General features: G+C 68.9%; 24 protein-coding genes. 16 read left to right on the top strand and 8 right to left on the bottom strand.

Annotated features, from left to right (window positions below):
* Positions 1–502: 502 nt before the first annotated feature.
* The 14 genes from ACWEF6_RS07970 to nuoN are packed head-to-tail and all read left to right on the top strand — an operon-like array spanning position 503 to position 16,272.
* Positions 503–922 (top strand): NADH-quinone oxidoreductase subunit A, encoded by a 420-nt coding sequence (locus ACWEF6_RS07970; protein WP_206790918.1) that lies wholly within the window; start codon positions 503–505, stop codon positions 920–922.
* A gap of 4 nt (positions 923–926) precedes the next feature.
* Positions 927–1,475 (top strand): NuoB/complex I 20 kDa subunit family protein, encoded by a 549-nt coding sequence (locus ACWEF6_RS07965; protein ID WP_043783847.1) that lies wholly within the window; start codon positions 927–929, stop codon positions 1,473–1,475.
* A gap of 4 nt (positions 1,476–1,479) precedes the next feature.
* The gene (locus ACWEF6_RS07960; protein WP_449682208.1) at positions 1,480–2,229 is read left to right on the top strand and encodes an NADH-quinone oxidoreductase subunit C; all 750 of its coding nucleotides are present in this window, start codon (positions 1,480–1,482) and stop codon (positions 2,227–2,229) included.
* On the top strand, positions 2,226–3,605 hold the full coding sequence (locus ACWEF6_RS07955; RefSeq protein ID WP_449682207.1) for an NADH-quinone oxidoreductase subunit D: 1,380 nt from the start codon (positions 2,226–2,228) through the stop codon (positions 3,603–3,605). Before ACWEF6_RS07960 ends, ACWEF6_RS07955 begins: the two co-directional genes overlap by 4 nt.
* Complete coding sequence (gene nuoE / locus ACWEF6_RS07950; RefSeq protein ID WP_449682206.1) at positions 3,602–4,459, top strand: NADH-quinone oxidoreductase subunit NuoE; 858 nt, start codon at positions 3,602–3,604, stop codon at positions 4,457–4,459. The genes ACWEF6_RS07955 and nuoE overlap by 4 nt, the downstream gene beginning before the upstream one ends.
* A complete protein-coding gene (nuoF, locus tag ACWEF6_RS07945) occupies positions 4,459–5,754 on the top strand; it encodes an NADH-quinone oxidoreductase subunit NuoF (protein ID WP_364514206.1) in 1,296 nt (431 codons plus the stop codon). The genes nuoE and nuoF overlap by 1 nt, the downstream gene beginning before the upstream one ends.
* Positions 5,751–8,222, top strand: coding sequence for an NADH-quinone oxidoreductase subunit G (locus tag ACWEF6_RS07940; protein ID WP_449682205.1), 2,472 nt, complete (start codon positions 5,751–5,753; stop codon positions 8,220–8,222). Before nuoF ends, ACWEF6_RS07940 begins: the two co-directional genes overlap by 4 nt.
* Positions 8,219–9,568, top strand: a complete 1,350-nt coding sequence (gene nuoH / locus ACWEF6_RS07935; protein WP_449682204.1) for an NADH-quinone oxidoreductase subunit NuoH — start codon at positions 8,219–8,221, stop codon at positions 9,566–9,568. Before ACWEF6_RS07940 ends, nuoH begins: the two co-directional genes overlap by 4 nt.
* The gene (gene nuoI / locus ACWEF6_RS07930) at positions 9,555–10,079 is read left to right on the top strand and encodes an NADH-quinone oxidoreductase subunit NuoI (protein WP_003081846.1); all 525 of its coding nucleotides are present in this window, start codon (positions 9,555–9,557) and stop codon (positions 10,077–10,079) included. Before nuoH ends, nuoI begins: the two co-directional genes overlap by 14 nt.
* Positions 10,076–10,942, top strand: a complete 867-nt coding sequence (locus ACWEF6_RS07925; protein WP_449682203.1) for an NADH-quinone oxidoreductase subunit J — start codon at positions 10,076–10,078, stop codon at positions 10,940–10,942. Before nuoI ends, ACWEF6_RS07925 begins: the two co-directional genes overlap by 4 nt.
* On the top strand, positions 10,939–11,238 hold the full coding sequence (gene nuoK, locus ACWEF6_RS07920; RefSeq protein WP_003081840.1) for an NADH-quinone oxidoreductase subunit NuoK: 300 nt from the start codon (positions 10,939–10,941) through the stop codon (positions 11,236–11,238). The genes ACWEF6_RS07925 and nuoK overlap by 4 nt, the downstream gene beginning before the upstream one ends.
* 11 nt (positions 11,239–11,249) lie before the next feature.
* Complete coding sequence (gene nuoL / locus ACWEF6_RS07915; RefSeq protein ID WP_449682202.1) at positions 11,250–13,151, top strand: NADH-quinone oxidoreductase subunit L; 1,902 nt, start codon at positions 11,250–11,252, stop codon at positions 13,149–13,151.
* Positions 13,151–14,701, top strand: coding sequence for an NADH-quinone oxidoreductase subunit M (locus tag ACWEF6_RS07910; protein WP_449675973.1), 1,551 nt, complete (start codon positions 13,151–13,153; stop codon positions 14,699–14,701). The genes nuoL and ACWEF6_RS07910 overlap by 1 nt, the downstream gene beginning before the upstream one ends.
* Positions 14,702–14,703: 2 nt before the next feature.
* Positions 14,704–16,272, top strand: a complete 1,569-nt coding sequence (nuoN, locus tag ACWEF6_RS07905) for an NADH-quinone oxidoreductase subunit NuoN (protein WP_449682201.1) — start codon at positions 14,704–14,706, stop codon at positions 16,270–16,272.
* 30 nt (positions 16,273–16,302) lie between these two features.
* Here the strand turns inward: nuoN and ACWEF6_RS07900 are convergent, their stop codons facing one another.
* From ACWEF6_RS07900 to ACWEF6_RS07880, 5 genes are all read right to left on the bottom strand, one after another.
* Complete coding sequence (locus tag ACWEF6_RS07900; RefSeq protein ID WP_449682200.1) at positions 16,303–16,974, bottom strand: ESX secretion-associated protein EspG; 672 nt, start codon at positions 16,972–16,974, stop codon at positions 16,303–16,305.
* Complete coding sequence (locus ACWEF6_RS07895) at positions 16,971–18,281, bottom strand: PPE domain-containing protein (RefSeq protein WP_449682199.1); 1,311 nt, start codon at positions 18,279–18,281, stop codon at positions 16,971–16,973. Before ACWEF6_RS07895 ends, ACWEF6_RS07900 begins: the two co-directional genes overlap by 4 nt.
* Complete coding sequence (locus ACWEF6_RS07890; RefSeq protein ID WP_449682198.1) at positions 18,281–18,865, bottom strand: DUF3558 domain-containing protein; 585 nt, start codon at positions 18,863–18,865, stop codon at positions 18,281–18,283. Before ACWEF6_RS07890 ends, ACWEF6_RS07895 begins: the two co-directional genes overlap by 1 nt.
* Before the next feature lie 35 nt (positions 18,866–18,900).
* The gene (locus ACWEF6_RS07885) at positions 18,901–19,317 is read right to left on the bottom strand and encodes a hypothetical protein (protein ID WP_449682197.1); all 417 of its coding nucleotides are present in this window, start codon (positions 19,315–19,317) and stop codon (positions 18,901–18,903) included.
* A gap of 169 nt (positions 19,318–19,486) precedes the next feature.
* On the bottom strand, positions 19,487–20,095 hold the full coding sequence (locus ACWEF6_RS07880) for a hypothetical protein (RefSeq protein WP_449682196.1): 609 nt from the start codon (positions 20,093–20,095) through the stop codon (positions 19,487–19,489).
* A 245-nt stretch (positions 20,096–20,340) separates the two neighbouring features.
* Here ACWEF6_RS07880 and ACWEF6_RS07875 point away from each other — a divergent pair, with 245 nt between their 5' ends.
* Positions 20,341–21,393, top strand: a complete 1,053-nt coding sequence (locus tag ACWEF6_RS07875) for a polyprenyl synthetase family protein (protein WP_449682195.1) — start codon at positions 20,341–20,343, stop codon at positions 21,391–21,393.
* Between the two features lie 23 nt (positions 21,394–21,416).
* Positions 21,417–22,643 carry a sunset domain-containing protein gene (locus ACWEF6_RS07870; protein ID WP_449682194.1) on the top strand — a complete coding sequence of 409 codons (1,227 nt, stop codon included), beginning with the start codon at positions 21,417–21,419 and terminating at the stop codon, positions 22,641–22,643.
* Here ACWEF6_RS07870 and ACWEF6_RS07865 read toward each other — a convergent pair.
* From ACWEF6_RS07865 to ACWEF6_RS07855, 3 genes are all read right to left on the bottom strand, one after another.
* Complete coding sequence (locus ACWEF6_RS07865; protein WP_449682193.1) at positions 22,636–22,986, bottom strand: VOC family protein; 351 nt, start codon at positions 22,984–22,986, stop codon at positions 22,636–22,638. The genes ACWEF6_RS07870 and ACWEF6_RS07865 overlap by 8 nt on opposite strands.
* 95 nt (positions 22,987–23,081) lie before the next feature.
* A complete protein-coding gene (locus ACWEF6_RS07860) occupies positions 23,082–24,146 on the bottom strand; it encodes a 2-oxoacid:ferredoxin oxidoreductase subunit beta (RefSeq protein WP_449682192.1) in 1,065 nt (354 codons plus the stop codon).
* Positions 24,143–26,068 carry a 2-oxoacid:acceptor oxidoreductase subunit alpha gene (locus ACWEF6_RS07855; protein ID WP_449682191.1) on the bottom strand — a complete coding sequence of 642 codons (1,926 nt, stop codon included), beginning with the start codon at positions 26,066–26,068 and terminating at the stop codon, positions 24,143–24,145. The genes ACWEF6_RS07860 and ACWEF6_RS07855 overlap by 4 nt, the downstream gene beginning before the upstream one ends.
* Positions 26,069–26,158: the final 90 nt, after the last annotated feature.

Below are 26,158 nucleotides of genomic sequence, written 5' to 3'. Positions count from 1 at the left end.
TGTCGGCGGGTGCTCACCCCCCCCCCACCGCCACATTGGGTGCGTCAGATGCGCCCAACGCCACATTGGGGCGCTTTCTCGCGCGCGGACACACGGGTGGCCTAACAAGTTGGCCGTGCGGTCAGTGGGATAGATCACAGGTCAGCGCCCGTTTTGTCCGCCCGGATCGCGATCTTGAAGCCCCTTCGCGCAGGTCGCGCGCGCGGTGTTGCCGACCCGTGACAACGATGGCGCGGGAACTTAGGCAACCCTTATAACACGGGGTACTAGGGACAAGAGTGTGAGTCGCGTCCTAGACTCCCCCCATGCTTTGTGAATCCCTTCACATCCGCGACGAGTGGCTTGTGAACTATTTCACAAGCTGCTCACGGTCCAGCCACGGGCCGTAAGGAGACCCTGATCCTCGGCGGTGTGACCCAGGTCCCTTAGGGTGCCGACGAGGCCCAGCGGTTCCCCACCACAAGCACAACCGCAGCGGCGCGGAAAGGATGGCGAAGACCCCGTGCTGACGTTGCTGACCCGGACCGACACGGTGCAGCTGGCCCAAGAGGCCCCGAGCCTGAAGCCCTACCTGCCCCTGGTCCTGTTGTTCGTGCTGGCCTTGGCGTTCGCCGTGCTGTCGGTCCTGCTCGGGCCGCTCGTCGGACCCAGCCGGTACAACAAGGCCAAGCTCTCCGCCTACGAGTGCGGCATCGAGCCGTCCCCGCAGCCGCTCGTCGGCGCCGGGCGGATGCCGGTCGCGTACTACATCACCGCGATGCTGTTCATCCTGTTCGACATCGAGATGGTCTTCCTCTACCCGTTCGCCGTGCAGGCGGACGCGCTGGGCACCTTCGGCCTGGTGGAGATCCTGCTGTTCATCGCGACGGTCGGCTTCGCGTACGCCTACGTGTGGCGGCGCGGCGGCCTGGATTGGAACTAGACCCATGGGCCTGGAAGAAAAACTCCCCAACGGCGTCCTGCTGGCCAGCCTGGAAGGCCTCGTCAACTGGGCGCGCAAGAACTCGCTGTGGCCCGCCACCTTCGGCCTCGCCTGCTGCGCGATCGAGATGATGACGGTCGGCGGTTCCCGCTACGACATCGCCCGCTTCGGCATGGAGCGCTTCAGCGCGACGCCGCGCCAGGCCGACCTGATGATCGTCGCCGGGCGCGTCACGCAGAAGATGGCCCCGGTCCTGCGCCAGATCTACGACCAGATGGCCGAGCCGCGCTGGGTGCTCGCCATGGGCGTCTGCGCCTCCTCCGGCGGCATGTTCAACAACTACGCCGTGGTCCAGGGCGTCGACCACATCGTGCCGGTCGACATGTACCTGCCCGGCTGCCCGCCGCGGCCGGAGATGCTGCTGGACGCGATCCTCAAGCTGCACGCCAAGATCCAGGACGAGCCGATCAACGCCCGCCGCGCCGCCATCCGCGCCGCGAGCGGGGAGCGCACCGAGCTCGTCGCGTCGTCGATCAAGTACGCGAAGAAGTAGAGCGATGACTGAGAACCCCCAACCCGGCGAAGAGCAGTCCAGCGCCGAGCGAGCCGAAACCGGCCTGACGGCGGCGGGCCCGGGCGCGGCCGAGCCGGTCGTCACCGGGCGCGAACGCCAGGGCATGTTCGGCGTCCACGGCACCGGCGACACCTCCGGCTACGGCGGCGTCCGGCTCCCGGCGTACAGCCCGGCGCCGGCCGAACGCCCGTACGGCGGCTGGTTCGACCAGTTCGCCGACGAGTTCTACGCCGCGCTGGCCGAGCGCAAGATCCCCGCCGAGGCGATCCTGCAGACGACGGTCGACCGCGGCGAGATCACCTTCTACGTCGCCCGCGAGCACCTGCCCGCGATCGCGAAGACCCTGCGCGACGACGGCGGCCTCCGGTTCGAGCTGCTGTCCTCGGTGTCCGGTGTGGACTACGGCGTCGACGTCCCGCAGCGGCTGCACGCGGTCTACCACTTCACGTCGCTGACCTACCGGCGCCGCATCCGCCTCGAGGTCACCCTCGACGTCGAGGACGCGCACGTGCCGTCGCTGGTGGAGACCTACCCGACCGCCGACTGGCAGGAGCGGGAGACCTGGGACATGTTCGGGATCGTCTTCGACGGCCACCCGGCGCTGACCCGGATCCTGATGCCGGACGACTGGGACGGCCACCCCCAGCGCAAGGACTACCCGCTCGGCGGGATCCCGGTCGAATACAAGGGCGCGGAGATCCCGCCGCCGGACCAGCGGAGGTCGTACTCGTGAGCACCGAGAACCTGTCCGACGTCACCACCGGGACGGACACGAGCGCGCCGGGGTCCGACAGCACCGACGACGTCAGCTACGCCGATTCCCGCGACACCACCGAAGGCCGCGTCTACACGGTCTCGGGCGGCGACTGGGACGACGTCATCGCCGACGCCCAGCACGACGAGCGCATGGTCATCAACATGGGCCCGCAGCACCCGTCGACGCACGGCGTGCTCCGGCTCGTGCTGGAGATGGAGGGCGAGACCGTCACGCAGCTGCGGTCGGTCATCGGCTACCTGCACACCGGCATCGAGAAGAACTGCGAGTACCGGACCTGGACCCAGGGCGTCACCTTCGTGACGCGCATGGACTACCTGGCCCCGCTGTCGACGGAGATGGCGTACTGCCTCGGCGTCGAGAAGCTGCTGCAGATCGAAGCCCCGCGCCGCGCGCAGCTGCTGCGCGTGCTGCTGCTGGAGATCAACCGGATCGGCTCGCACCTGGTCTACATCGCCACCGGCGGCATGGAGCTCGGCGCCACCACTGCGATGACGCTCGGCTTCCGCGAGCGCGAAGAGGTGCTGCACCTGCTGGAGCACCTGACCGGCCTGCGGATGAACCACGCGTTCATCCGCCCCGGCGGCCTCGCGCAGGACATGCCGGCCGACTACGTCGAGGTCGTCAAGGCGTTCGTCAAGACGATGAAGGAACGCCTCCCGCTGTACGACAAGCTCTTCACCGGCCAGCCGATCTGGCGCAACCGGCTCAAGGGCGTCGGCTACCTGCCGGTGGACGCGTGCCTCGCGCTCGGCGTCACCGGCCCGGTGCTGCGGTCCGCGGGCCTGCCCTGGGACCTGCGCAAGACCGAGCCGTACTCCTGCTACGACGAGTTCGACTTCGACGTGCCCGTGGACAACGGCGCCGACTGCTGGTCGCGCTACCTGATCCGGGTGCACGAGATGCACGAGAGCCTCAAGATCATCGAGCAGTGCCTCGAGAAGCTCGAGCCGGGCCCGGTCATGGTCGAGGACAAGAAGATCGCCTGGCCCGCGCAGCTGTCCATCGGCAGCGACGGCATGGGCAACTCGCTCGAGCACGTCAAGAAGATCATGGGCCAGTCGATGGAGTCCCTGATCCACCACTTCAAGCTGGTCACCGAGGGCTTCAAGGTCCCGGCCGGGCAGGTCTACGCGGCGGTCGAGTCACCCCGCGGCGAGCTGGGCGCGCACCTGGTCTCCGACGGCGGCACCCGGCCGCTGCGGGTCCACGTGCGCGAACCGAGCTTCGTGAACCTGCAGTCGATGCCCGCCATGGCCGAGGGCGGCCTGGTCGCCGACGTGATCGCCGCCATCGCCTCGATCGACCCCGTCATGGGGGGAGTGGACCGATGACCACAGCAGTTCCCGAGCCGGGCTCGAAGGACGCCGCGACGACGTACGCCGCGGCGGGGCCCGACACCGACGTCGTCGCCATCGCGCCGGACCCCGAAGTGGCGGCCGGGATCATCACCGAGACGCCGCTCGAGGACATCTTCGACGCGGACATCCACGCCAAGGCGCAGGACCTGATCGCCCGCTACCCGATGTCCCGCTCGGCGCTGCTGCCGATGCTGCACCTCGTGCAGTCGGTGCAGGGGTACGTCAGCCAGGAAGGCATCGCGTTCTGCGCGCGGCAGCTCGACCTGTCCGACGCCGAGGTCAGCGCGGTCGCGACGTTCTACACGATGTACAAGCGCAAGCCGTGCGGCGAGCACCTCGTCAGCGTCTGCACCAACACGCTGTGCGCGGCCATGGGCGGCGACGCGATCTACAAGCGCCTCCAGACGCACCTCGGGTCCGAAGAGGAACCGCTGGGGCACAACGAGACCGCGGGCACGCCGAACGAGCCGGGCTCGATCACCCTCGAGCACGCCGAGTGCCTCGCGGCCTGCGACCTCGCGCCGGTCATCCAGGTCAACTACGAGTACTTCGACAACCAGACCGAGGACAAGGCCGTCGCGCTGGTCGACGCGCTGCAGGCGGGCAAGAAGCCGGCTCCGACGCGCGGCGCGCCGCTGTCGAACTTCAAGGGCGCCGAGCTGCAGCTCGCCGGGTTCTTCCCGGAGGACGAAGCGGCCTACCGCCGGGACGTCGACGGCCCGTCGCAGGCCGTCGAGACGCTGCGGGGCGCGAAGCTCGCGCAGGACCGCGGCTGGGTCGCCCCGGTGGCTTCCGATGTGCCGTTGCCAGAAGTGGAGAAGAAGTAATGGCCGATCCCATTACCCCCGTCCTCACGAAGCGCTGGCTGTCGCCGAACTCCTGGCAGATCGGGACGTACGAGGCCCTCGAGGGCTACACCGCCGTCCGCAAGGCCCTGGCCGGGACGCCGGAGCAGCTCGTCCAGCTGGTCAAGGACTCCGGTCTGCGCGGCCGCGGCGGCGCGGGCTTCCCGGCCGGCATCAAGTGGTCGTTCATGCCGCCGAACTTCGACAAGCCGCACTACCTGGTGATCAACGCCGACGAGGGCGAACCGGGGACGTGCAAGGACATCCCGCTGATGATGGCGGACCCGCACTCGCTCATCGAGGGCTGCATCATCGCCTCGTACGCGATGCGGTCCAACCACTGCTTCATCTACGTCCGCGGCGAGGCGCTGCACTGCATCCGCCGCCTCAACGCGGCCGTGCGCGAAGCCGAAGCGGCGGGCTACCTCGGCGAGAACATCCTCGGCTCGGGCTTCGACCTCAAGATCACCGTCCACGCGGGGGCGGGCGCCTACATCTGCGGTGAAGAGACGGCGCTGCTCGACTCGCTGGAAGGCCGTCGTGGCCAGCCGCGGCTCAAGCCGCCGTTCCCGGCCGCCGCGGGTCTGTACGCCGCGCCGACCACGGTGAACAACGTCGAGACCATCGCGAGCGCGCCGTTCATCGTCAACGGCGGGTCGAGCTGGTTCCGCGAGATGGGCCGCGAGAAGTCGCCCGGCCCGAAGATCTACTCGATCTCGGGTCACGTCGAGAAGCCCGGCCAGTACGAGTGCCCGCTGGGGACGACCCTGCGCGAGCTGCTCGACATGGCGGGCGGCATGAAGGACGGCATCCCGCTCAAGTTCTGGACCCCGGGCGGCTCGTCCACCCCGATGTTCACCGCCGAGCACCTCGACGTTCCGCTGGACTTCGAAGGCGCGGCGGAAGCCGGGTCGATGCTGGGCACCACCGCCGTCCAGGTCTTCAACGAGACCGTGTCGGTGCCGTGGGCCGTGATGAAGTGGACCCAGTTCTACGAGCACGAGTCCTGCGGCAAGTGCACGCCGTGCCGCGAAGGCACGTACTGGCTGGCGCAGATCCTCGAGCGCATGGTCGAGGGCCACGGCACCGAGGAGGACATCGACACCCTCCTCGACGTCTGCGACAACATCCTCGGCCGGTCGTTCTGCGCCCTCGGCGACGGCGCGGTGTCGCCGATCCAGAGCGGCATCAAGTACTTCCGCGAGGAATTCCTCGCGCTGTGCGAGAAGAACCGGCACGAACAGACCAAGCCCGAACTCGTGGGAGCGCAGGCATGACGATCGCCCCCGACAAGCCCGAGACCACCGAGACGCCGGTCCCCGAAGGCCACGTCAAGCTGGTCATCGACGGCGAAGAGGTCATCGCCCCCAAGGGCGAGCTCCTCATCCGCACGGCCGAACGCCTCGGCACCGTCATCCCGCGGTTCTGCGACCACCCCCTCCTCGACCCAGCCGGCGCCTGCCGCCAGTGCCTGGTCGAGGTCGAGATGGGCGGCCGTCCGATGCCGAAGCCGCAGGCGTCCTGCACGATGACCGTCGCCGACGGCATGGTCGTCAAGACGCAGCTGACGTCGGCGGTGGCGGACAAGGCCCAGCAGGGCGTGATGGAGCTCCTGCTCATCAACCACCCCCTGGACTGCCCGATCTGCGACAAGGGCGGCGAGTGCCCGCTGCAGAACCAGGCGCTCGCGCACGGCCGCACGGACTCCCGGTTCGTCGACACCAAGCGGACGTTCCCCAAGCCGCTGCCGATCTCGACGCAGGTGCTGCTGGACCGCGAGCGCTGCGTGCTCTGCCAGCGCTGCACCCGGTTCTCCCGCGAGATCGCCGGTGACCCGTTCATCGAGCTCCTCGAGCGCGGCGCCCACCAGCAGATCGGCACCGCGGAGACGGCGGACGTCCTGGACCTGGCGTCGCGGACGACCAGCGGCCAGCCGTTCCAGTCCTACTTCTCCGGCAACGTCATCCAGATCTGCCCGGTCGGGGCCCTGACGAGCGCGGCCTACCGGTTCCGCTCCCGCCCGTTCGACCTGGTGTCCTCGCCGAGCGTCTGCGAGCACTGCTCGTCCGGCTGCGCCGAGCGCACCGACTTCCGCCGCGGCAAGGTCCAGCGCAAGCTGGCCGGCGACGACCCGGAAGTCAACGAAGAGTGGATCTGCGACAAGGGCCGGTTCGCCTTCCGCTACACCGGCGCCGAGGACCGCATCAAGCGCCCGCTGGTCCGCAACCGCGAAACCGGTGAGCTGGAAGAGGCGTCCTGGACCGACGCGCTGCGCATCGCCGCGGCCGGCCTCACCGAGGCCCGGTCGAACGGCGGCGTCGGCGTCCTGCCCGGTGGCCGGCTGACCGTCGAGGACGCCTACGCGTACTCGAAGTTCGCCCGCGTCGCCCTGCAGACCAACGACGTCGACTTCCGCGCCCGCCCGCACTCGGCCGAGGAGCTGGCGTTCATCACCTCGCACGTCGTGGGCGTGACACCGGAATCGGGCGTCACCTTCGGCGAGATCGAGCGGGCCCGCACGGTCCTGTGCGTCGCCTTCGAGCCCGAGGACGAAGCCCCGATCGTGTTCCTGCGGCTGCGCAAGGCGGCCCGCAAGAACCGCACCCGGGTCATCCACTTGGGACAGTGGACGACGTCGTCGGTGCGCAAGACGTTCGGCGAGCTGCTCGCCTGCGTCCCCGGCCAGGAGGCCGCGGCCGTCGAAGGCATCGCCAAGCACGCGCCGGACCTCGACGAGGCCCTGCGCGGCGAAGGCGCGGTCGTCCTGGTCGGCGAGCGCGCCGCCGCGATCCCCGGCCTCTTCGCCGCCCTGCACGACCTGGTCGAGCGCACCGGCGTCCGGCTCGCGTGGATCCCGCGCCGCGCCGGTGACCGGGGTGCCCTGGAGACCGGCTGCGTGCCGTCGCTGCTGCCCGGCGGCCGCCGGGTCGGCGACGACGCCGCCCGCGTCGCCGTCGAAAACGCCTGGGGCGTCCCGCTCCCGGCCACCCCGGGCCGCGACGCGACCGACATCCTGCTGGCCGCTTCGGCCGGCGAGCTCGGCGGCCTGGTCGTCGGCGGGGTCGACCCGTACGACCTGCCGGACCCGGACCTCGCGCTGCGCGCGCTGGACACCGCCGGGTTCGTGGTCAGCCTCGAACTGCGGCACAGCGCGGTGACCGAGCGCGCGGACGTCGTGCTCCCGGTGGCGGCGTCGGACGAGAAGTCCGGCAGCTACCTGAACTGGGAGGGCCGCACCCGCCTGTTCGACACGACGATCGAAGGCACCGGCGCCCTGCCGGACTGCCGGGTGCTCGACACGCTCGCCGTCGAGATGGACGCGGACCTGTTCACGCAGACGCCGGCCGCGGCGCGCGGTGACTTCGAGAAGCTCGGCCCGGCTTCGGCGCTGCGCTGGAGCCACGTCGCCGCCGAGGTCGCGCCGCCCGCCGCGCCGGGTGCCGGCCAGGCGGTCCTCTCGACCTGGCGCCAGCTGATCGACAACGGTTCGCTGCAGGACGGCGAGCCGCACCTCAAGGGCACCCAGCGCACCCCGGTCGCGCGGCTGTCCGCGAAGACCGCCGAAGGGCTGGGCGTCACCGTGCGCGTCAGCACCGAGCGCGGTGCGATCACGCTGCCGGTGGAGATCGCCGACCTGCCCGACGGTGTCGTGTGGCTGCCGGGCAACTCGGACGGCTCGGCCGTGTTCAAGACGCTCGGTGCCGGGCACGGCGCCGTCGTGAACCTCGCTGGAGGTGGGCAATGACCCCGCTGCTGACCGAAGCCGCCGTCGGGAGTGTTCCCGACGCGGCTACCCGGGCGGCGCTGCTGGCCGATGACCCGTTGTGGCTGATCCTGCTCAAGTGCGTGGTCATCCTGCTGATCGGGCCGATCATGACGATCTTCCTGATCGTCTGGGAGCGCAAGGCGGTCGGCCGGATGCAGAACCGGCCCGGCCCCAACCGGGTCGGCCCGGGCGGCTACCTGCAGTCCCTGGCGGACGCGATCAAGCTGCCGTTCAAGGAACAGATCATCCCGGACACCGCCGACCGCAAGGTGTACTTCCTCGCGCCGGTCATGTGCGTGGTGCCCTCGCTGATCGCGCTGTCGGCCATCCCGTTCGGGCCGGTCGTCTCGATCTTCGGCGAGCGGACCGTCCTGCAGCTGCTCGACCTGCCGGTCAGCGCGCTGGTGATCCTGGCCTGCTCCTCGATCGGCGTCTACGGCATCGTGCTCGCCGGCTGGTCGTCCGGCTCGCCGTACCCGCTGCTCGGCGGCATGCGCTCCGCGGCGCAGGTGATCTCCTACGAGATCGCGATGGGGCTCTCGATCGTCGCGGTGATCCTGCAGGCCGGGTCGCTGAACCTGGCCGACATCGTCGGCGCGCAGCACAAGGTGTGGTTCCTCTACCTGGTCCCGAGCTTCGTGATCTACCTGATCTCGATGGTCGGCGAGACCAACCGCGCCCCGTTCGACCTCCCCGAGGCCGAGTCGGAGCTGGTCGGCGGCTTCCACACCGAGTACAGCTCGATGAAGTTCGCGATGTTCTTCCTCGCCGAGTACGTCAACATGGTGATCGTCTCGGCGTTCGCGACGACGCTGTTCCTCGGCGGCTGGATGGCCCCGTGGCCGCTGTCGCTGATCGGGAACAACGTCCTCAACACCGGCTGGTGGCCGGTGCTGTGGTTCTTCGCGAAGATGTTCATCCTGCTCTTCGGGTTCATCTGGCTGCGCGGCACGCTGCCCCGCCTGCGCTACGACCAGTTCATGCGCCTGGGCTGGAAGGTCCTGGTCCCGCTGAACCTGGTCTGGATCATCATGGTGACGTTCGCGAAGGTCATCGCCTGGAACACCGCGACCATCATCATCGCCGCGGTCGCGATCTTCATCGTCGTCGCGCTGTTCTTCTACGTCCGGGCCGCGAGCCGGGAAGAGGAGAGCGAAAGCATCCCGGTCACCGGCGGCGGCTTCCCGGTCCCGCCGCTGGACCTCAAGGTGCCGCAGACCACCCCGCGTCAGAAGGCTTTGGCCAAGGCCGAGGCGAAGGCGGCCCGCCGCAAGCCGGCGGCCGTCGGTACCGCAAAGGAAGGGGCACAAGATGGGGTTTCTTGATCCCGTCAAGGGCTTCGGCGTCACCTTCGGGATGATGTTCAAGAAGGTCGCCACCGAGGAGTACCCGGAGGCCGGCGCGCCCGCCGCCCCGCGCTACCACGGCCGGCACCAGCTGAACCGCCACCCGGACGGCCTCGAGAAGTGCGTCGGCTGCGAGCTGTGCGCGTGGGCGTGCCCGGCGGACGCGATCTTCGTCGAGGGCGGTGACAACACCGAGGAAGCCCGGTACTCGCCGGGCGAGCGGTACGGCGCGGACTACCAGATCAACTACCTGCGCTGCATCGGCTGCGGCCTCTGCATCGAGGCGTGCCCGACCCGGTCGCTGACGATGATCAACTTCTACGAGCTGGCCGACGACGACCGCCAGCGGCTGATCTACACGAAGGAAGACCTGCTCGCCCCGCTGCTGCCCGGCATGGAGCAGCCGCCGCACCCGATGCGGCTCGGCGAGAACGAGCAGGACTACTACGTGAACGGCCCCGAGCTCGCACGCGGGGAGGGCGTCAAGTGATCTCCGCAGTTCTGGCCGCGGCGCCTTCCCCGTCGGCCGGTGTTTCCACCGGCGAAGCGATCGCGTTCTGGGTCCTCGGCCCGCTCTCGCTGCTCGGCGCGCTCGGCATGATCTTCTCCCGCAACGCCGTCCACTCGGCGCTGTGGCTGGTGCTGACCATGCTGAGCCTGGGCGCGCTGTACATGATCCAGTCGGCGCCGTTCCTGGGCTTCACCCAGATCATCGTCTACACCGGCGCGATCATGATGCTGTTCCTCTTCGTGCTGATGCTGGTCGGCCGGGAGAGCTCGGACTCGGTCGTCGAAGTCCTGCGCGGGCAGCGGCTGGCCGCGACGGTGCTCGGCATCGGGCTGGCCGCGCTGCTGGCCACCGGCATCTACCGGGCGCTGGCGAACGTCACCCCGGCCGTCCCGCTCGACTCCGCCACTCCCGCGGGTGGCGGGCCGAAGGGCCTGGGCCGGCTGATCTTCACCGACTACCTGTTCCCGTTCGAGCTGACGTCGGCGCTGCTCATCACCGCCGCGATCGGCGCGATGGTGCTGGCCTTCACCGACCGGCACGCCAAGGGCGGGAAGCTCACGCAGAAGGAACTGGTGCTCCTGCGGTTCCGCGGCGAGCACGACCGGCCGTCGCCGCTGCCCGGCCCGGGTGTCTTCGCCACCGCCAACTCGGTGGCCACCCCGGCGCTGCTGCCGGACGGCACGGTCGCCCCGGAGTCGCTGTCGGCGATCATCGAGTCCACTTCGGCGATCGAGCTGGCGAAGGAACGCAAGCTCGTCGCGGACGAGGGCCCGCACCCGGACGCGCACGCCCTGGTCGGTTCCGAGGGCACTCCGGAAGGCTCGGAAGGGGAGAAGGCATGACCCCCACGTACTACCTGCTGCTGTCGGCGCTGCTGTTCGCGCTCGGCGCGGTCGGCGTGCTGGTACGGCGCAACGCGATCGTCGTGTTCATGTGCATCGAGCTGATGCTCAACGCCGTGAACCTGTCGCTGGTCACCTTCGCCCGGATCAACGGCGGGCTCGACGGCCAGATCATGGCGTTCTTCGTCATGGTCGTCGCGGCCGCCGAGGTCGTGGTCGGCCTGGCGATCATCATGGCCATCTTCCGCACCCGGCGCTCGGCCTCGGTCGACGACACCAACCTGCTGAAGTACTAGGAGACCCCCGAGTGACCGCATCATCGTGGCTGCTGGTGGCCCTCCCCGGTCTCGGCGCCTTGATCCTCCTGCTGGCGGGGAAGCGCGCGAAGGCCTGGGGGCATCTGCTCGGCTGTGCCACCGTCACGCTGGCTTTCGTCTACGGCGTCATCCTGTTCTTCAGCGCCGACACGGGCACGACGACCGACACCAAGGTCTACTCGTGGATCCCGGTCGGGGCGCTGCAGGTGGACTTCGGGCTGCGGATCGACGCGCTGTCGCTGACGTTCGTTCTGCTCATCACCGGCGTCGGCATGCTGATCCACTACTACTCGATCGGCTACATGGCCGACGACGAGGGCCGGTACCGCTTCTTCGCGTACCTCAACCTCTTCGTCGCCTCGATGTTGATCCTGGTGCTGGGCAACAGCTTCGTGACGCTCTACCTGGGCTGGGAGGGCGTGGGTCTCGCGTCCTACCTGCTCATCGGCTGGTACCAGGGCCGCCCGTCCGCCGCCACCGCGGCGAAGAAGGCGTTCCTGATGAACCGCGTCGGGGACGTCGGGCTCGCGCTGGCCATCTTCATCATGTTCAAGTACGCGGGCTCGACCGGCTACGCCGAGGTCTTCAAGGCGGTCGGCGACGGCAAGTTCTCCACGGGGGCGATCACCGCGATGGCGATCCTGCTCCTGCTGGGCGCCTGCGGTAAGTCCGGCCAGTTCCCGCTCCAGGCGTGGCTCCCGGACGCGATGGAGGGCCCGACCCCGGTGTCGGCCCTCATCCACGCGGCGACGATGGTCACCGCGGGCGTCTACCTGGTGGCCCGCTCCAAGGACATCTTCAACGCCACCGAAGACGGCCGCCTGATCGTCACGTTGGTCGGCACGGTGACGCTGCTGCTCGGGTGCATCATCGGCTGCGCGTACGACGACATCAAAAAGGTCCTCGCGTACTCGACGGTCAGCCAGATCGGCTACATGATGCTCGCCGTCGGCCTCGGGCCCATCGCGTACGCGCTGGGCATCATGCACCTGGTGGCGCACGGCTTCTTCAAGGCCGGGCTCTTCCTCGGGGCCGGGTCGGTCATGCACGGCATGAACGACGAGGTCGACATGCGGAAGTTCGGCGGCCTGCGCAAGAAGATGCCGATCACGTTCATCACCTTCGGCCTCGGCTACCTGGCCCTGATCGGCATCCCGCCGCTGTCGGGCTTCTTCACCAAGGACGCGATCATCGAAGCGGCGTTCAGCCAGGGCGGCTGGCGCGGCTGGGTGATGGGCGGCGCCGCGCTGCTGGGCGCCGGGCTCACCGCGTTCTACATGACCCGGCTGATGGTGATGACGTTCTTCGGCAAGGAGCGCTGGAAGGACATCAAGAGCACCGACGGCCGCGACTTCCACCCGCACGAATCCAAGGCGATCATGTGGGTCCCGATGGCGGTCCTGGCGGTCGGCTCGGTCGGTGCCGGCGCGTTCTTCGCCCTCGGCGACCGCTTCGCCCACTGGCTGACCCCGTCGGTCGGTGAGCTCGAAGAGGCCCACCACTCGCCGCTGAACGCCGGCGTGATCTCGGCGGGCGCGATCGTGTTCTCCGTGCTCGGGGTCCTGATCGCGTACTTGATCTTCCGTCGTGACGTCCCGGTCGAGCAGCCCCAGCGGGTCTCGTTCGTCACCCGGGCCGCGCGCAAGGACCTGTACGGCAACACGCTCAACGAGACGCTGGTGGCCCGCCCGGGCACCTGGCTCTCGCGGGCGCTGGTGTATGTCGACAACCGCGGCGTCGACGGCGCGGTCAACGGCCTGGCCGCCGGTCTCGGCGGCGGGTCCGGCCGGCTCCGGCGGCTCCAGACCGGGTTCGTCCGGTCCTACGCGCTGTCGATGCTGGGCGGCACGTTCCTGCTTCTGGCGGCTCTCCTGCTGGTGAGGTTCTCCTGATGACCTGGTTGCTCATCCTCATCCTGGTGCCGCTCGCCGGCTCCCTGGTGCTGGCGTTCCTCAAGGGGAACGACCGCGCCGCGGTGCTGACGGCGTTCGGGTTCTCGCTGCTCGAGCTGGTGCTGATCATCCCGTTCTGGCTCAGCTACTCGCCTTCGGGCGCGCGGCTGCAGATGACGTCCAGCTTCGACTGGATCCCCAGCTTCGGCGTGCACATCGCGTTCGGCACCGACGGCATCTCGCTGATCATGATCGCGGTGATCGCGCTGCTGGTGCCGATCGTCGTCGGCGGGCTCGGCACGCTGGACAAGCTCCCGGAGGGGCGCAGCGCGGGCGGGTTCCTGTCGCTGATCCTGCTGCAGGAGGCGCTCACGATCGGCGTGTTCGCCGCGACCGACGTCTTCCTGTTCTACGTGCTGTTCGAAATCATGCTGATCCCGATGTACTTCCTCATCGGCGGCTACGGCGGCGCGAACCGGCAGTACGCGGCGGTGAAGTTCTTCCTGTACTCGTTCCTCGGCGGCCTGATCATGCTGGCGTCGGCGATCGGGGCGTACTCGCTGGCGTCGGACAAGCTCGGCAAGGGCACGTTCGACTGGGCCACGCTGGTGACGGTGGTGCGCGACGCGCCGCTGTCCACGCAGATCTGGCTGTTCCTCGGGTTCTTCCTGGCCTTCGCGATCAAGGCGCCGCTGGTGCCGTTCCACACCTGGCTGCCGGACGCGGCGGGGGAGGCGCCGATCGGCGTCGCCGTCCTGCTGGTCGGCGTGCTGGACAAGGTCGGCACGTTCGGGTTCCTGCGCTACTGCCTGCCGATGTTCCCCGAGGCGAGCAAGACCCTGGCGCCGCTGGTGCTGGTGCTCTCGGTGGTCGGTGTCCTCTACGGCTCGATCCTCGCCGCGGGGCAGCGGGACATGAAGCGGTTCATCGCCTACGTCTCCATCGCGCACTTCGGCTTCATCTCGCTGGGCATCTTCGCGTTCAACGAGCAGGCGATGGTCGGCTCGGCGACGTACATGCTCAACCACAGCCTGGCGACCGGCATGCTGATCGTGGTGATCGGCCTGGTGATCGCGCGCGGCGGGTCGTCGCGCATCTCGGACTACGGCGGCATGGCCAAGGTGACGCCGTTGCTGGCCGGGCTGTTCCTGCTCGCCGGTCTGTCCACGCTGTCCCTGCCGGGCACCAACTCGTTCGTCTCGGAGTTCCTGGTGCTCATCGGGTCCTTTGTGGACCAGCCGGTGTACACGATCCTCGCCACGGTGGGCATGGTCCTGGCCGCGGCATACGTGCTCTGGCTCTACCAGCGGGTCTTCCAGGGCCCGGTCCGCGGTGACGCTCTCGTGGGCGTCGGCGGGGGCCCGGGTACGGCCATCGCGCCGGAACTGGGCGCGAAGAAGGCGATCACCGACCTCAACGGCCGCGAGATCGCGATCCTCGCGCCGCTGGTCGTGCTGATCATCGTTCTCGGCTTCTACCCGAAGCCGGTGCTCGACACAGTCACCCCGACGGTGCAGCAGACGCTGTCCGCGGTCCAGGGAGGCAAGTAAAAGTGCTCGACATCCTCCTGACCCAGGCGCCGACGCCGATCACGACGCCGTCGATCGACTACCCGGCGGTGCTGCCGGTGCTGATCGTCTTCGGCGCGGCGTGCGTCAGCGTGCTGGTCGAGGCGTTCGCGGCGAAGCGCTCGCGGTTCGGCATCCAGGTGGGCCTAAGCCTGGCGTCGATCGTCGCGGCCGGCGTCAGCCTGATCATCTACGCGACGGGCAGCGCCCCGGCGGGCGGCGTCACGACGTTCAGCGGCGCCATCTCGATCGACCGGCCGGCGCTGTTCCTCTGGGGCACGCTGCTGGCGCTGGCGGTCGGCGCGGTGCTGCTGATCTCGGACCGCGTGGTCGAGCCGGGCGGCGCGCTGGTCGCGCAGGCCGGCATCCGCCCGGGCACGGTCCAGGACCGCGCCCAGACGGCGACGGTGATGCAGACCGAGGTGTTCCCGCTGACGCTGTTCGCCCTCGGCGGCATGATGGCGTTCACCGCGGCGAACGACCTGCTGACGATGTTCATCGCGCTGGAGGTGCTGTCGCTCCCGCTGTACCTGATGTGCGGCCTGGCGCGGCGCCGCCGGTTGCTCTCGCAGGAAGCGGCGGTCAAGTACTTCCTGCTGGGCGCGTTCTCCTCGGCGTTCTTCCTGTACGGCCTGGCGCTGCTGTACGGCTACGCGAACTCGGTGAAGCTGGGCGAGATCGCGGCCGCGGCGGCGGGTTCGGACCGCTCGGACACGCTGCTGTTCGCGGGCCTGGGTCTCCTGGTGGTGGGCCTGCTGTTCAAGGGGTCGGTCGGCCCGTTCCACACGTGGACCCCGGACGTCTACCAGGGAGCCCCGACGCCGGTGACGGCGTTCATGGCGGCGTGCACGAAGGTGGCGGCGTTCGGCGGCATCCTGCGCGTGCTGTCGGTGGCGTTCTCGTCGACGTCCTGGGAGTGGCGCGGCGTCCTGTGGGGCGTGGCGATCATCTCGATGGTGATCGGCGCGGTGCTGGGCCTGACCCAGACGGACGTCAAGCGCATGGTGGCGTACTCGTCGATCGCCCACGCGGGCTTCCTGCTCGTGGGTGCGATCGCGATGACGAAGGACGGGCTGTCGAGCACGCTGTTCTACTTGCTGGCGTACGGCTTCACGACGCTGGCAGCGTTCGGCGTGATCAGCCTGGTGCGCGATTCGTCGGGCGAGGCGACGCACCTGTCGGCGTGGGCGGGGCTGGCGAAGCGCTCGCCGTTGCTGGCCGGGGTGTTCACGTTCCTGTTGCTGGCGCTGGCGGGTATCCCGTTGACGTCCGGTTTCATCGGGAAGTTCGTCGTGTTCTCGGCGGCGTTGTCGGACGGAATGGCCCCGCTGGTGGTGGTGGCCCTGGTGTTCAGCGCGGTGGCGGCGTTCTTCTACCTGCGGGTGATCGTCCTGATGTACTTCTCCGAGCCGGCGGCGGACGGCCCGTCGGTTTCGGTCCCGGGCTTCGGCACGGGAACGGCGATCTTCCTGGGCACGGCGGTGACGCTGGTACTGGGCCTGGTCCCGGCGTTCGCGCTCGGCTGGGCGGGTTCCGGCGGTTTCGCTTTCTGAGTTTGTGCTTTTCCCGGGCCGCCGCTCTCGCTATTCGAGGGCGGCGGCCTTCAGCATTTGGCTGAGGTTTTCGTTTTCCCCGGGGGCGACGTTGATGTAGCCGTTTTTGAGGGCAATCCCGACGCGCCCGGCTTTGAGGTCGAGGTAACTGACGGTCTGCTCGCCGGCGTGGAGCTGCCCGACGCCGAAGTGGGGCTGCCGCAGGAGGGCGTCGAGCTCCTGCGCTGCCCGGCTGCGCTCTTCGTCGAAGACGTCGCTTGCCGGTGGCGTCCGGAACTCGTCTTGGGGGAGCGAGAAGGGCTTGAGATCGGCGGCCCGGCGGTGCGGCAGGTGCGCGACGAGGGCGTCGGCGGGATGGACGTCAACCTCAGTGAGCTCGACTTGATCCCCGCGGCAGACCACGCAGACGGAGGTTCCGTCATCGGCCGCGGCGAGGATGCTGGTTTGGCCGGCGGCGTCCCGCGTGTAGGCGAAGTATTCCTGGGCCGGTTGGTCGATGAGGTGCAGGAGGTCTTCGAATTCGGGGGTGAAGCCGTCGCCTTGGGTGACGCCGTATTGGCTGAGTTCGTCGAAGGCTTCGCTGGTGATTTGTTGTTTGAGAGAGGGCGGAATGTAGCGAAGGCCGTTGGCGAAGACGGGGTGCGGATCACCGCAGCCGACACCGCGCATGGCGGTGAGCAAGGTGCCGAGCGAGAAGATCATCGTTTCTTGTGCTCACCGATAACGGGCGGCATGGGCTTTTCGGTGAAGCCGCCGAAGGTCTCGTCGGGATCGGGGTTCTGGAGGTAGGGGGCTGGTTTCTTTTCACGGTCTTCTTCTTTGCCGCCACGCCCGGCGAGCGGAGTGCCCATGGGGAGGCCGTTGGCGCCTCGGGGGCCGGCGGAGCCACGGACGGGGTTCTGGCCGGGAAGCCGTTCCTCGGGGAGGCGGGCGCCGGTGCTGCCGCCGGGGGCGCGGGTGCCGGGCTGGTTGGCCCTGCTTCCGGTTCCTGGTCCCGTTCCTGGCGTTCCCGTGCTGGGCGTTCCTGTGCTGGGCGTTCCCGGTCCGGTGCTGGTTCCCGGCATTCCTGGCCCGGTGCTGGTCCCGGGCAGTCCGGGTCCCGGCTGATATCCGCCGCCGTATGGCCCGAACTCACCGGGCCAGTTCGTCCCGGTCAGGTTGCTGACGGGCTGCCCAGTAGGCCCGAAGTCATACCCACCTTGAGCGGCGGGCAGGACGGGCTTGGGGGCGTAGCTGTTGGCGTGGGTGTAGTCGGTGGTCGTGTTCCCGCTGCTTGCGGTTCCGATGTTCCCAGACTGAACCTGGTTCGGCCTGGGCTGTCGATCCTGCTGAGTTTGCCGTTGATTTCCGCCGGTCACCCGGTTCTCCCCGGGCCGAACGGTCTGCCGATCCTGACTCGGAACCTGCGTATCCCGGGGGTTTCGAGCCCATTCCCCGGTATCAGTAGCCCCGGCTTTGTCCCCGGAGGTCCGCATGGAAATAGGAGCCCCCGATTCGGCAAGCTGCGCGTATTGCGCGGGCATCTGCCCACCATTGGAGGTGCTGGCGGAGTGATAGGCACTAAAGGCATCGATGTTGGCTTGGCTGTCCGCCTGCCATTGGGAAACTTTGGTGTGGTAGGAACCCCACCCGTTGTCCGAAATGGCCCGAACAACATCCTCGGCCCCAAGTTCAGGTGGCTGAGCGGCAACCGGCTTGACGGAATACTTGGCGGTGCCAAAGGCATCCATCTGAGCCCCAACAGCACTTTGAGCATTCTGAAGATGAACAGCATCATCAGCAGCGGCTTGAACAAGAGGAAGAGTCGCATCCGCAGCGGCCTCCCCGGCATTCCCACGCCAACCGGACATGGTCTTGGAGCGGAGAGCACTGATCCGCTGAGCCCGTTCAACCATCCGAGTGGTCAACTGTCGAGCACCGTCCTGAGCGTCAGCCAACGAGCCGACACCTTCGCCGCCAGTGATCTGCTCATAAATCTGCGCTGCCGTCAGCGGATATTCTTCGGCCATCAGCTTCCCTCTCGCAGAGTTGCTAGTACCTTCGAGCCAACGGTGCTCGCGGCGGCGCAGGGATCTGTTTTGCCGATGTTGCCGCGCGACTGCGTAATCGTGATATCTAATGTACTGTGGTCCGATGTACCGATGGCGATAGAGCAGATGCCATCAGATCGAAAATCTGAGGTTCCGTAAGCTGCTGCCGGGTATCCGCTAATGGGTTCCAGGGGTTGGAAAAATTTGTATTCACTACCTTTTGCTTGGTAGATACTGGTCAAGCCAAGTTGGTCGACGGTCGAAAATATCAGGTTGATAGTGGCGCCGGTCAGGTCGGCGGGAGTCCAAGTGCACGTGGGGCCTGCGGGTGCCTGCGTATCAGGCTTGGATGTCGAGCGCCCGCCGAAGATCTCATTTGCCTGAACTTCGGTGAGCGCCGAACAAGGTGCAGACTCGAAGCTCTTCGTGTTGAGCGGTGTCTCCACCTTCGGGACGCCAGGTCCAGGCACTTGTTGCTCGGTGTTCGGCCTTCCTGGTGAACTTGGCGTGCTGGCGGGCGAAGCGGTGCCGGTGGTCTGCGGTGAGCAGGCAGTTGCCAACATCAGGCCGATGCCGCACGGCGCGAGTATCCGACGCACTAGAGGGTGCCTTTCGTGGTCCGGCTGATCTCAATGGCGTGAGCTTCCTCGGCTGACGCGTAACTGCCCAGGGCAGTGACGAACCTCGCGGCCATTGCGTCGCAATAAAGAGCTCGTTGTCGCAATGTTTCGGATAGTGATTTGCCAGATGCTCGGATCAGCTCTGCGTTGTTTCCGCTGGCGTATTCGAGTCCTGGACCGTGCGCCCGTTCGAGTGCCTCGGCCTGCGCAAAGTCTGCTCGAAACTCGTTCGCGAGATCGCTCCACTCGCGCACCAGTTCGTGCAGCGTCTCCTCGTCATAAGCGAACCCCGCCCCACCAGAAGAACCACCAGCAGGCCCATAAGACCCCGCCAGCGGCACCCCATTGGGCCCCGGCAGCTCCCAATCCCCGCTCGGGTCGTAGACCTCAGGCACAGCACACCGTCGTCATCAGCTCTCCCCTAGCTTGCAGTGTGCTCCGCCCCGAGCACCCTGCGTATCCGACGCACCGCACCCTACCAGGGTTCCCGCACCACAAAAGCCAAGGTCACAAGGGCCGCGGCGGTCCTCTCGGCGCTCTCCCAAGCCGCGGCCCTCGTGACGTCTACGGGGTCGGCGTGCAGCTCGTGCGCCCCAGCGTCACCGCTCCGCTCAGGCCCGATGGTGGGAGAAAGTCGATTCGCAACATCGTCAAGCCGATGCTTCCGTCGCCCGGGACGTCCTGGATGTTGAATACCGCGTTCGCCACGACCGTTCCGTCCGGTTTCCGGAGCGGCGATACGTATCCCACCGGGACCGGGCTCGGCGGGTTCGCGATCCCCGACAGCCCGCCGTACGTCCAGTTCGCGTTCGTCTGCGTCTGGGTTCCCACGCACGTCACCGTGTAGCTCGACAGCTTCACCTGGGGCCCGCCCGCGGCCACCAGCGCCGACAGGTCGAAATTCTTGCCCGTAGCGGTGGAGGTCGTCGAGTCGCCGGAGGGCGACGTCGTGCACGAGGACGTTCCGCCGCCGAAGGTGATGCCCGGCTTCGAGACCTGCTGGGCCGTTGCGCTCGTCGGGCCGCCGATCGAGCAGGGTGCCTGGGGCGCGATCACGACCTTCGCGAACGCAGCCGCGCCGATGTCCGCCACGCCAGGCTGGGGAGCCGCCCACGAAGTGCCGGAAGCCGCCAGGCCGGTCACCACCAAGGCCGTGACGATCGTGCTGCGCATCCGCTGTCCTCCTCGCCGCCGGAGAGGGGCCTGGGCGGCCGCTCTTCCAGGACTGAATATCCGCCCGCCGGAGACCCGCGTTGCGCCTGGGAACGGCGATCACCCTTTCGAGGATCACCAACCACCCGGGCGGTGTCATGTTCATCACCGTTTCCGCAGGACAGCGGGTAAACGACCGCGCGGCGGAGCCACTACGCTCAAGGGGCAACCGACCGGTGCACGAGTAGAGCGGAGCCGACGTGTCTGTGCCTTCCCCAGCCCCCGGGGCGGGATCCCTCCCCGCTGCGCCGGGCGGCGCCCTCGACGACCTGCGGGCGTCGGTCGGGCTGCAGATCGCCGACGAAACCCTGCTGCGGTCGATCGCCGGCGGGCTGACCGAGGTCGAGAAGCTGCTGCGCGAGGTCGTCCGCAGTGACGTCCAGGCCGTCAACGACGCCGCATTGCACCTGGTCGAGGCCGGGGGCAAACGCTTCCGTCCGCTGTTCACGCTGCTCGCCGCGCAGTTCGGCCCCAAGCAGGACGACCACGTGGTGATCGCCGCCGCCGCGGTCGAGCTGGTGCACCTGGCCACGCTCTACCACGACGACGTCATGGACGAGGCCACCATGCGGCGCGGCGCCGAGAGCGTCAACGCCCGCTGGGACAACACCATCGCCATCCTCACCGGCGACTTCCTCTTCGCGCACGCCTCCCGCCTGGTCGCCGACCTCGGCACGGACGCCGCGCGGATCATCGCCGAAACCTTCGGCGAGCTGGTCACCGGCCAGATGCGGGAGACCGTCGGCCCCGGCCCGGGTGACGACGCCGTCGCGCACTACCTCACCGTCATCGCGCAGAAGACCGGTTCGCTGATCGCCACCTCCGGCCGGTTCGGCGGCATGATGTCCGGCGCCGCCGAGGACCACATCGAGGCGCTGCGCCGGTTCGGCGACATCATCGGCACCGCCTTCCAGATCTCCGACGACATCATCGACATCGCGTCGCCGTCCGACGAGCTCGGCAAGGCGCAGGGCACCGACCTGCGCGAAGGCGTCCGGACGCTGCCGATGCTGTACGCGCTGGCCGACCCGGAGACCGACCCGCGGCTGATCGAGCTGCTGTCCGGCCCGATCGCCGACGACGCGCTCGTGCAGGAGGCGCTGGACCTCCTCCGGGTCAGTAGCGGACTCGATCGAGCACGCGTCACCCTTTCCGACTACGCTCAGCGCGCGCGAGCCGAGCTCACCGCGCTGCCCGCGTCACCCGCCCGGGACGCGTGCGAGTCGGTCGCCGACTACCTGGTCGCGCGTACGCGCTGAGCACTTAACAGGGGCAGGAAAAGATGTCCATATTCGGACAGGTCTGGCTGTGGAGCCTCGCCGCGTTCTTCGTCGGGGTCCTCCTCACCTGGCTGGTGCTGGTGCTGCCGCTCCGCAAGAGCGTCCGCCGGCTGGAGAGCTCGCTGGCGCAGGCCCACGCCGACGCCGCGCGCACCCCCGCGAACGCCGCGACGGTCGGCAGCGGCACCGACGCGTTCCGGCGGCGCGAACCGGAGCCGTCCCGCCAGGAGACCTCCTACCCCGGCACGCTGGTCGCCGCGCCGCCGATCCACCGCGACGACGTCCACGACGACATCGACGAGGACTTCGCCGAGCTGGACGCGCAGGTGCCGTCCCGGATCCCGCCGGAGCCGGAGCCCGTCCGCGCGCCCGAGCCGGAGCTCGAGGAGGACGACCCGTACCGGAGCGCGGCCACCCAGTTCCTGACGTCGGACGAGGAGCCGGAGCGCGCCTCCGCGACCCAGTACCTGGCCCCGGTCGGCGACTCGTTCGACGACGAGCCGGAGCCCGAATCGCCGGCGTTGTCGCGGCTCGAGCAGCTCGACACCGACTCCGCGGGCTCGCTGTTCCAGCCGCCGGCCGGCGAGGCGGCGGACACGCCGGACTGGTTCGACGACGAGGCCCCGTCCCAGCGGTCGGCGTTCGAAGAGCCGGTGGAGCGCACCCGCTTCATCACCGAACACCCCGGCTCGGTGCGCCAGGACGAGCCGGAAGACGCCGAGCCGCCGCAGTACGCGTTCGGTGGTGACATCGCCGAAAGCGAGCTGGACGTGCCGCCGGAGACCCCCGCCGAAGCGACGCAGGTGCTGCCGAAGCGACAGCCTCGGGAGGCGGTGCGCGGCGGGTTCGACGCCCCGCAGCCGATCCAGCCGTCGATGCGCACGGTCGAGCGCCGCGAACCGGACCTGTCCGGCGCGCACAGCGGCTCGCTGTTCGAGCCGTCGGTCCAGCCGAACCAGGCGGCGGCCGCCGCGAGTGTCGCGGCTCCGGAGCCGCCCCCGGCCCGGCAGGCCGCGGGTGACTCGGTCCCGCCGGGGCCGTTCGGCCCCGGTTCGGCGATGCCGCGCCCGGGCGGCGGTGCCCCCAGCGACAGCTTCGCCGTGAAGGCCAGCGTCACGGCTTTGCGGTACTGCACCGAGGAATCGGCGCAATTCCCGAAGATGGTCGCCGAGGTCTGGTTCCGGACGGCCGAGGACGCCGAGCGCGTCGGGTTCCGCCCGCTCAGCTGACGCCCGGCGCGGCCTCGAACAGCACGAGGGCCGCGCCACCGGGATCGGTGACCACCACCAGGGAGCCGAACGGGAGGTCGGTGCGCTCGCGCACCAGGGTTCCGCCCAGCGCCAGCGCTTTCGCCGCGGCAGCGTCCACATCGGACACCGGCGCGTAGGGCAGCCACTGCGGCGCCCGGTCGTCGCCGGGCGCCAGCTCGGTGAGGCCGCCCCAGGGCGCGCCGCCGGTCGTCAGCAGCGTGTCGTCGGCTTCCCAGCCCAGCAACTCGGCGAAGAACCGCTTGCTGCCCGCCGCGTCGGCGGTGCGGACGTCGAAGAACACGAAAGGTGAATTGGGTCGCATGGCCTAAAACTTAGGACACTAGTCCCAGCCAAGGCAACCCCGAAGACGCCGAAGGCCGCCATGCAGCGGGCATGGCGGCCTTCGGGAAGCAGCGGTTACGCGACCGTCCAGGTGTCCTTGCCGCGCAGCAGCCCCTGCAGGTCCGGCTTGCGGGCCGCGCGGGCCTCCTCGACCTGGGCGCGGGCGCCGTCGTCGTACGTCGGGCGCTCGACCTGGCGGAGGACGCCCGTCGGGACGTGGTTGAGGTTCTGGTCGCCCAGGCGCGACAGCGCGAACGCGTACGACGTGTCCGCGATCGACGGGTCGTGCACGACGAGGTTGTCCTCGCCGATGTCCGCGACCTTGGCGACGTCCAGGCCGCCCCAGTCGCCGCGCTTGACGCCGAACTCCTGGTTCGGGCCGAACCGGATCGGCTCGCCGGCGCGCAGCGGGATCAGGCGGGTGGCGGCCTCGTCGGCGTCCTTGAGGACGTCGAACGCGCCGTCGTTGAAGATCGGGCAGTTCTGGTAGATCTCGACCAGAGCCGAGCCGCGGTGCTGCGCCGCCGCCTGCAGGACCTCGGTGAGGCCCTTGCGGTCGGAGTCCAGCGCGCGGCCCACGAACGACGCTTCGGCGCCGATCGCCAGCGAGAGCGGGTTGAACGGCGTGTCCACCGAACCCATCGGCGTCGACTTCGTGACCATGCCCTGCCCGGACGTCGGGGAGTACTGGCCCTTGGTCAGCCCGTAGATCCGGTTGTTGAACAGCAGGATCTTGATGTTGACGTTGCGCCGCAACGCGTGGATCAGGTGGTTGCCGCCGATGGACAGCGCGTCGCCGTCGCCGGTGACGACCCACACCGACAGGTCCGGGCGGGTGGTCGCCAGGCCGGTCGCGATCGACGGCGCGCGGCCGTGGATCGAGTGCATGCCGTAGGTGTTGAGGTAGTACGGGAACCGCGACGAGCACCCGATGCCCGAGATGAAGACGATGTTCTCGCGCTTGAGGCCCAGCGTCGGCAGGAACGACTGGACGGCGTTGAGGACGACGTAGTCGCCGCAGCCGGGGCACCAGCGGACTTCCTGGTCGGACTTGTAGTCCTTGGCCTTCTGCGGCTCGTCGGTGGTGGGCACGAGGTCCAGGCCACCGATGGTGGGAAGCCCGATGTCGATTGCGGTCATTTCGCCGCCTCCGTAGTAACGCCGGTGATGATCTCCGAGAACAGGTTCTGCAGCTCTTCGGCCTTGAACGGCAGCCCGGCGACCTTGGTGTGCGAATGGACGTCGACCAGGTACTTCGCCCGCAGCAGCAGCGCGAGCTGGCCCAGGTTCATCTCCGGCACCACGACCTTGTCGTAGCTGCGCAGGATGTCGCCGAGGTTGGCCGGCAGCGGGTTGAGGTGGCGCAGGTGCGCCTGCGCGATCGGCAGGCCGAGCTTGCGCACGCGCCGGCAGGCCGCGCCGATCGGGCCGAACGAGCTGCCCCAGCCGAGCGCGAGCACGCGGGCCTTGCCGCCGCTGGGGTCGTCGACGACCAGGTCGGGGACGTCGATGCCGTCCACCTTCGCCTGCCGCAGCCGGACCATCTTGTCGTGGTTGTCGGGGTCGTAGGAGATGTGACCGGTCTTGTCGGCCTTCTCCAGCCCGCCGATGCGGTGCTGCAGCCCCGGGGTGCCCGGGACCGCCCAGGCGCGGGCGAGGGTCTCGGGGTCGCGGACGTACGGCCAGAACTCGCCGGAGTCGTTGTCCGCGTTGGGTTCGCTGGCGAACTCGACCCGCAGGTCGGGCAGCTCGTCGACGTCCGGGATCAGCCACGGCTCGGAGCCGTTCGCGATCGCGCCGTCCGAGAGCAGCAGCACCGGCGTGCGGTACTTCAGCGCGATCCGGGTCGCCTCGACCGCCGCATCGAAGCAGTCCGCCGGCGACAGCGGCGCGATGATCGGGACCGGCGACTCGCCGTTGCGGCCGTACATCGCCTGCAGCAGGTCGGCCTGCTCGGTCTTGGTCGGCAGGCCGGTGGACGGGCCGCCGCGCTGGACGTCGATGACGACCAGCGGCAGCTCCACCATCACGCCGAGGCCGACGGCTTCGGACTTCAGCGCGACACCGGGCCCGGACGTCGAGGTGACGCCGAGCGCGCCGCCGTAGGACGCGCCGAGCGCGGCGCCGATGCCGGCGATCTCGTCCTCGGCCTGGAAGGTGATGATGCCGAAGTTCTTGTGCTTGGACAGCTCGTGGAGGATGTCCGAGGCCGGCGTGATCGGGTACGTGCCGAGCAGGATCTGCAGGCCCGAGCGCTGCCCGGCGGCCACGATCCCGTACGCGAGCGCGGTGTTGCCGGTGATCTGCCGGTAGGTGCCCTGGGTCAGCTTGGCCGGGGCGACCTGGAACGTCGTCGCGAACGACTCGGTGGTCTCGCCGTAGTTCCAGCCCGCGCGGAAGGCGAGGATGTTCGCCTCGGCGATGTCCGGCTTCTTCGCGAACTTCTCGCGCAGGAACCGCTCGGTGCCCTCGGTCGGCCGGTGGTACATCCACGACAGCAGGCCGAGCGCGAACATGTTCTTGCAGCGCTCGGCGTCCTTCTTGCCGAGGCCGGTGTCGGCGAGCGCGCCTTGGGTCAGGGTCGACATGGCGACCCGGTGCACCTGGTAGGGCGTGAGCGTGTCGTCGTCCAGCGGGTCCGTCGCGTAGCCGACCTTGGTCAGGTTGCGCTTGATGAACTCGTCGGTGTTGAGGATGATCGTGCCGCCGTGCGGGACGTCGCCGAGGTTCGCCTTGAGCGCGGCCGGGTTCATCGCCACCAGCACGTCCGGCCGGTCGCCGGGGGTGAGGATGTCGTAGTCGGCGAAGTGCACCTGGAAGCTGGAGACGCCGGGGATGGTGCCCTGTGGCGCGCGGATCTCGGCGGGGAAGTTCGGCATCGTCGACAGGTCGTTGCCGAAGGCGGCGGCTTCGGACGTGAAGCGGTCGCCGGTCAGCTGCATGCCGTCACCGGAGTCGCCCGCGAACCGGATGACCACCCGGTCCAGCTTGCTGACCTCGGTCGGCCTGGTTGCGGCGAGCGAGCCGTGACCAGCGCCGTTGCCGTTCGCACTCGTGCTCATGGGTCAGGGATTCCCTCTCTCCCGACGGTACGGCTTCCGTTCGCCTGCCGGTGCCGCGGCTGCGTTCACCAGGTCTACTCCCGAGGTTAG

The sequence above is a fragment of the Amycolatopsis sp. NPDC004772 genome, assembly GCF_053601215.1.
The sequence above is the reverse complement of the archived record's forward strand: the minus strand, read 5'-3'. Positions and strand labels throughout refer to the sequence as shown.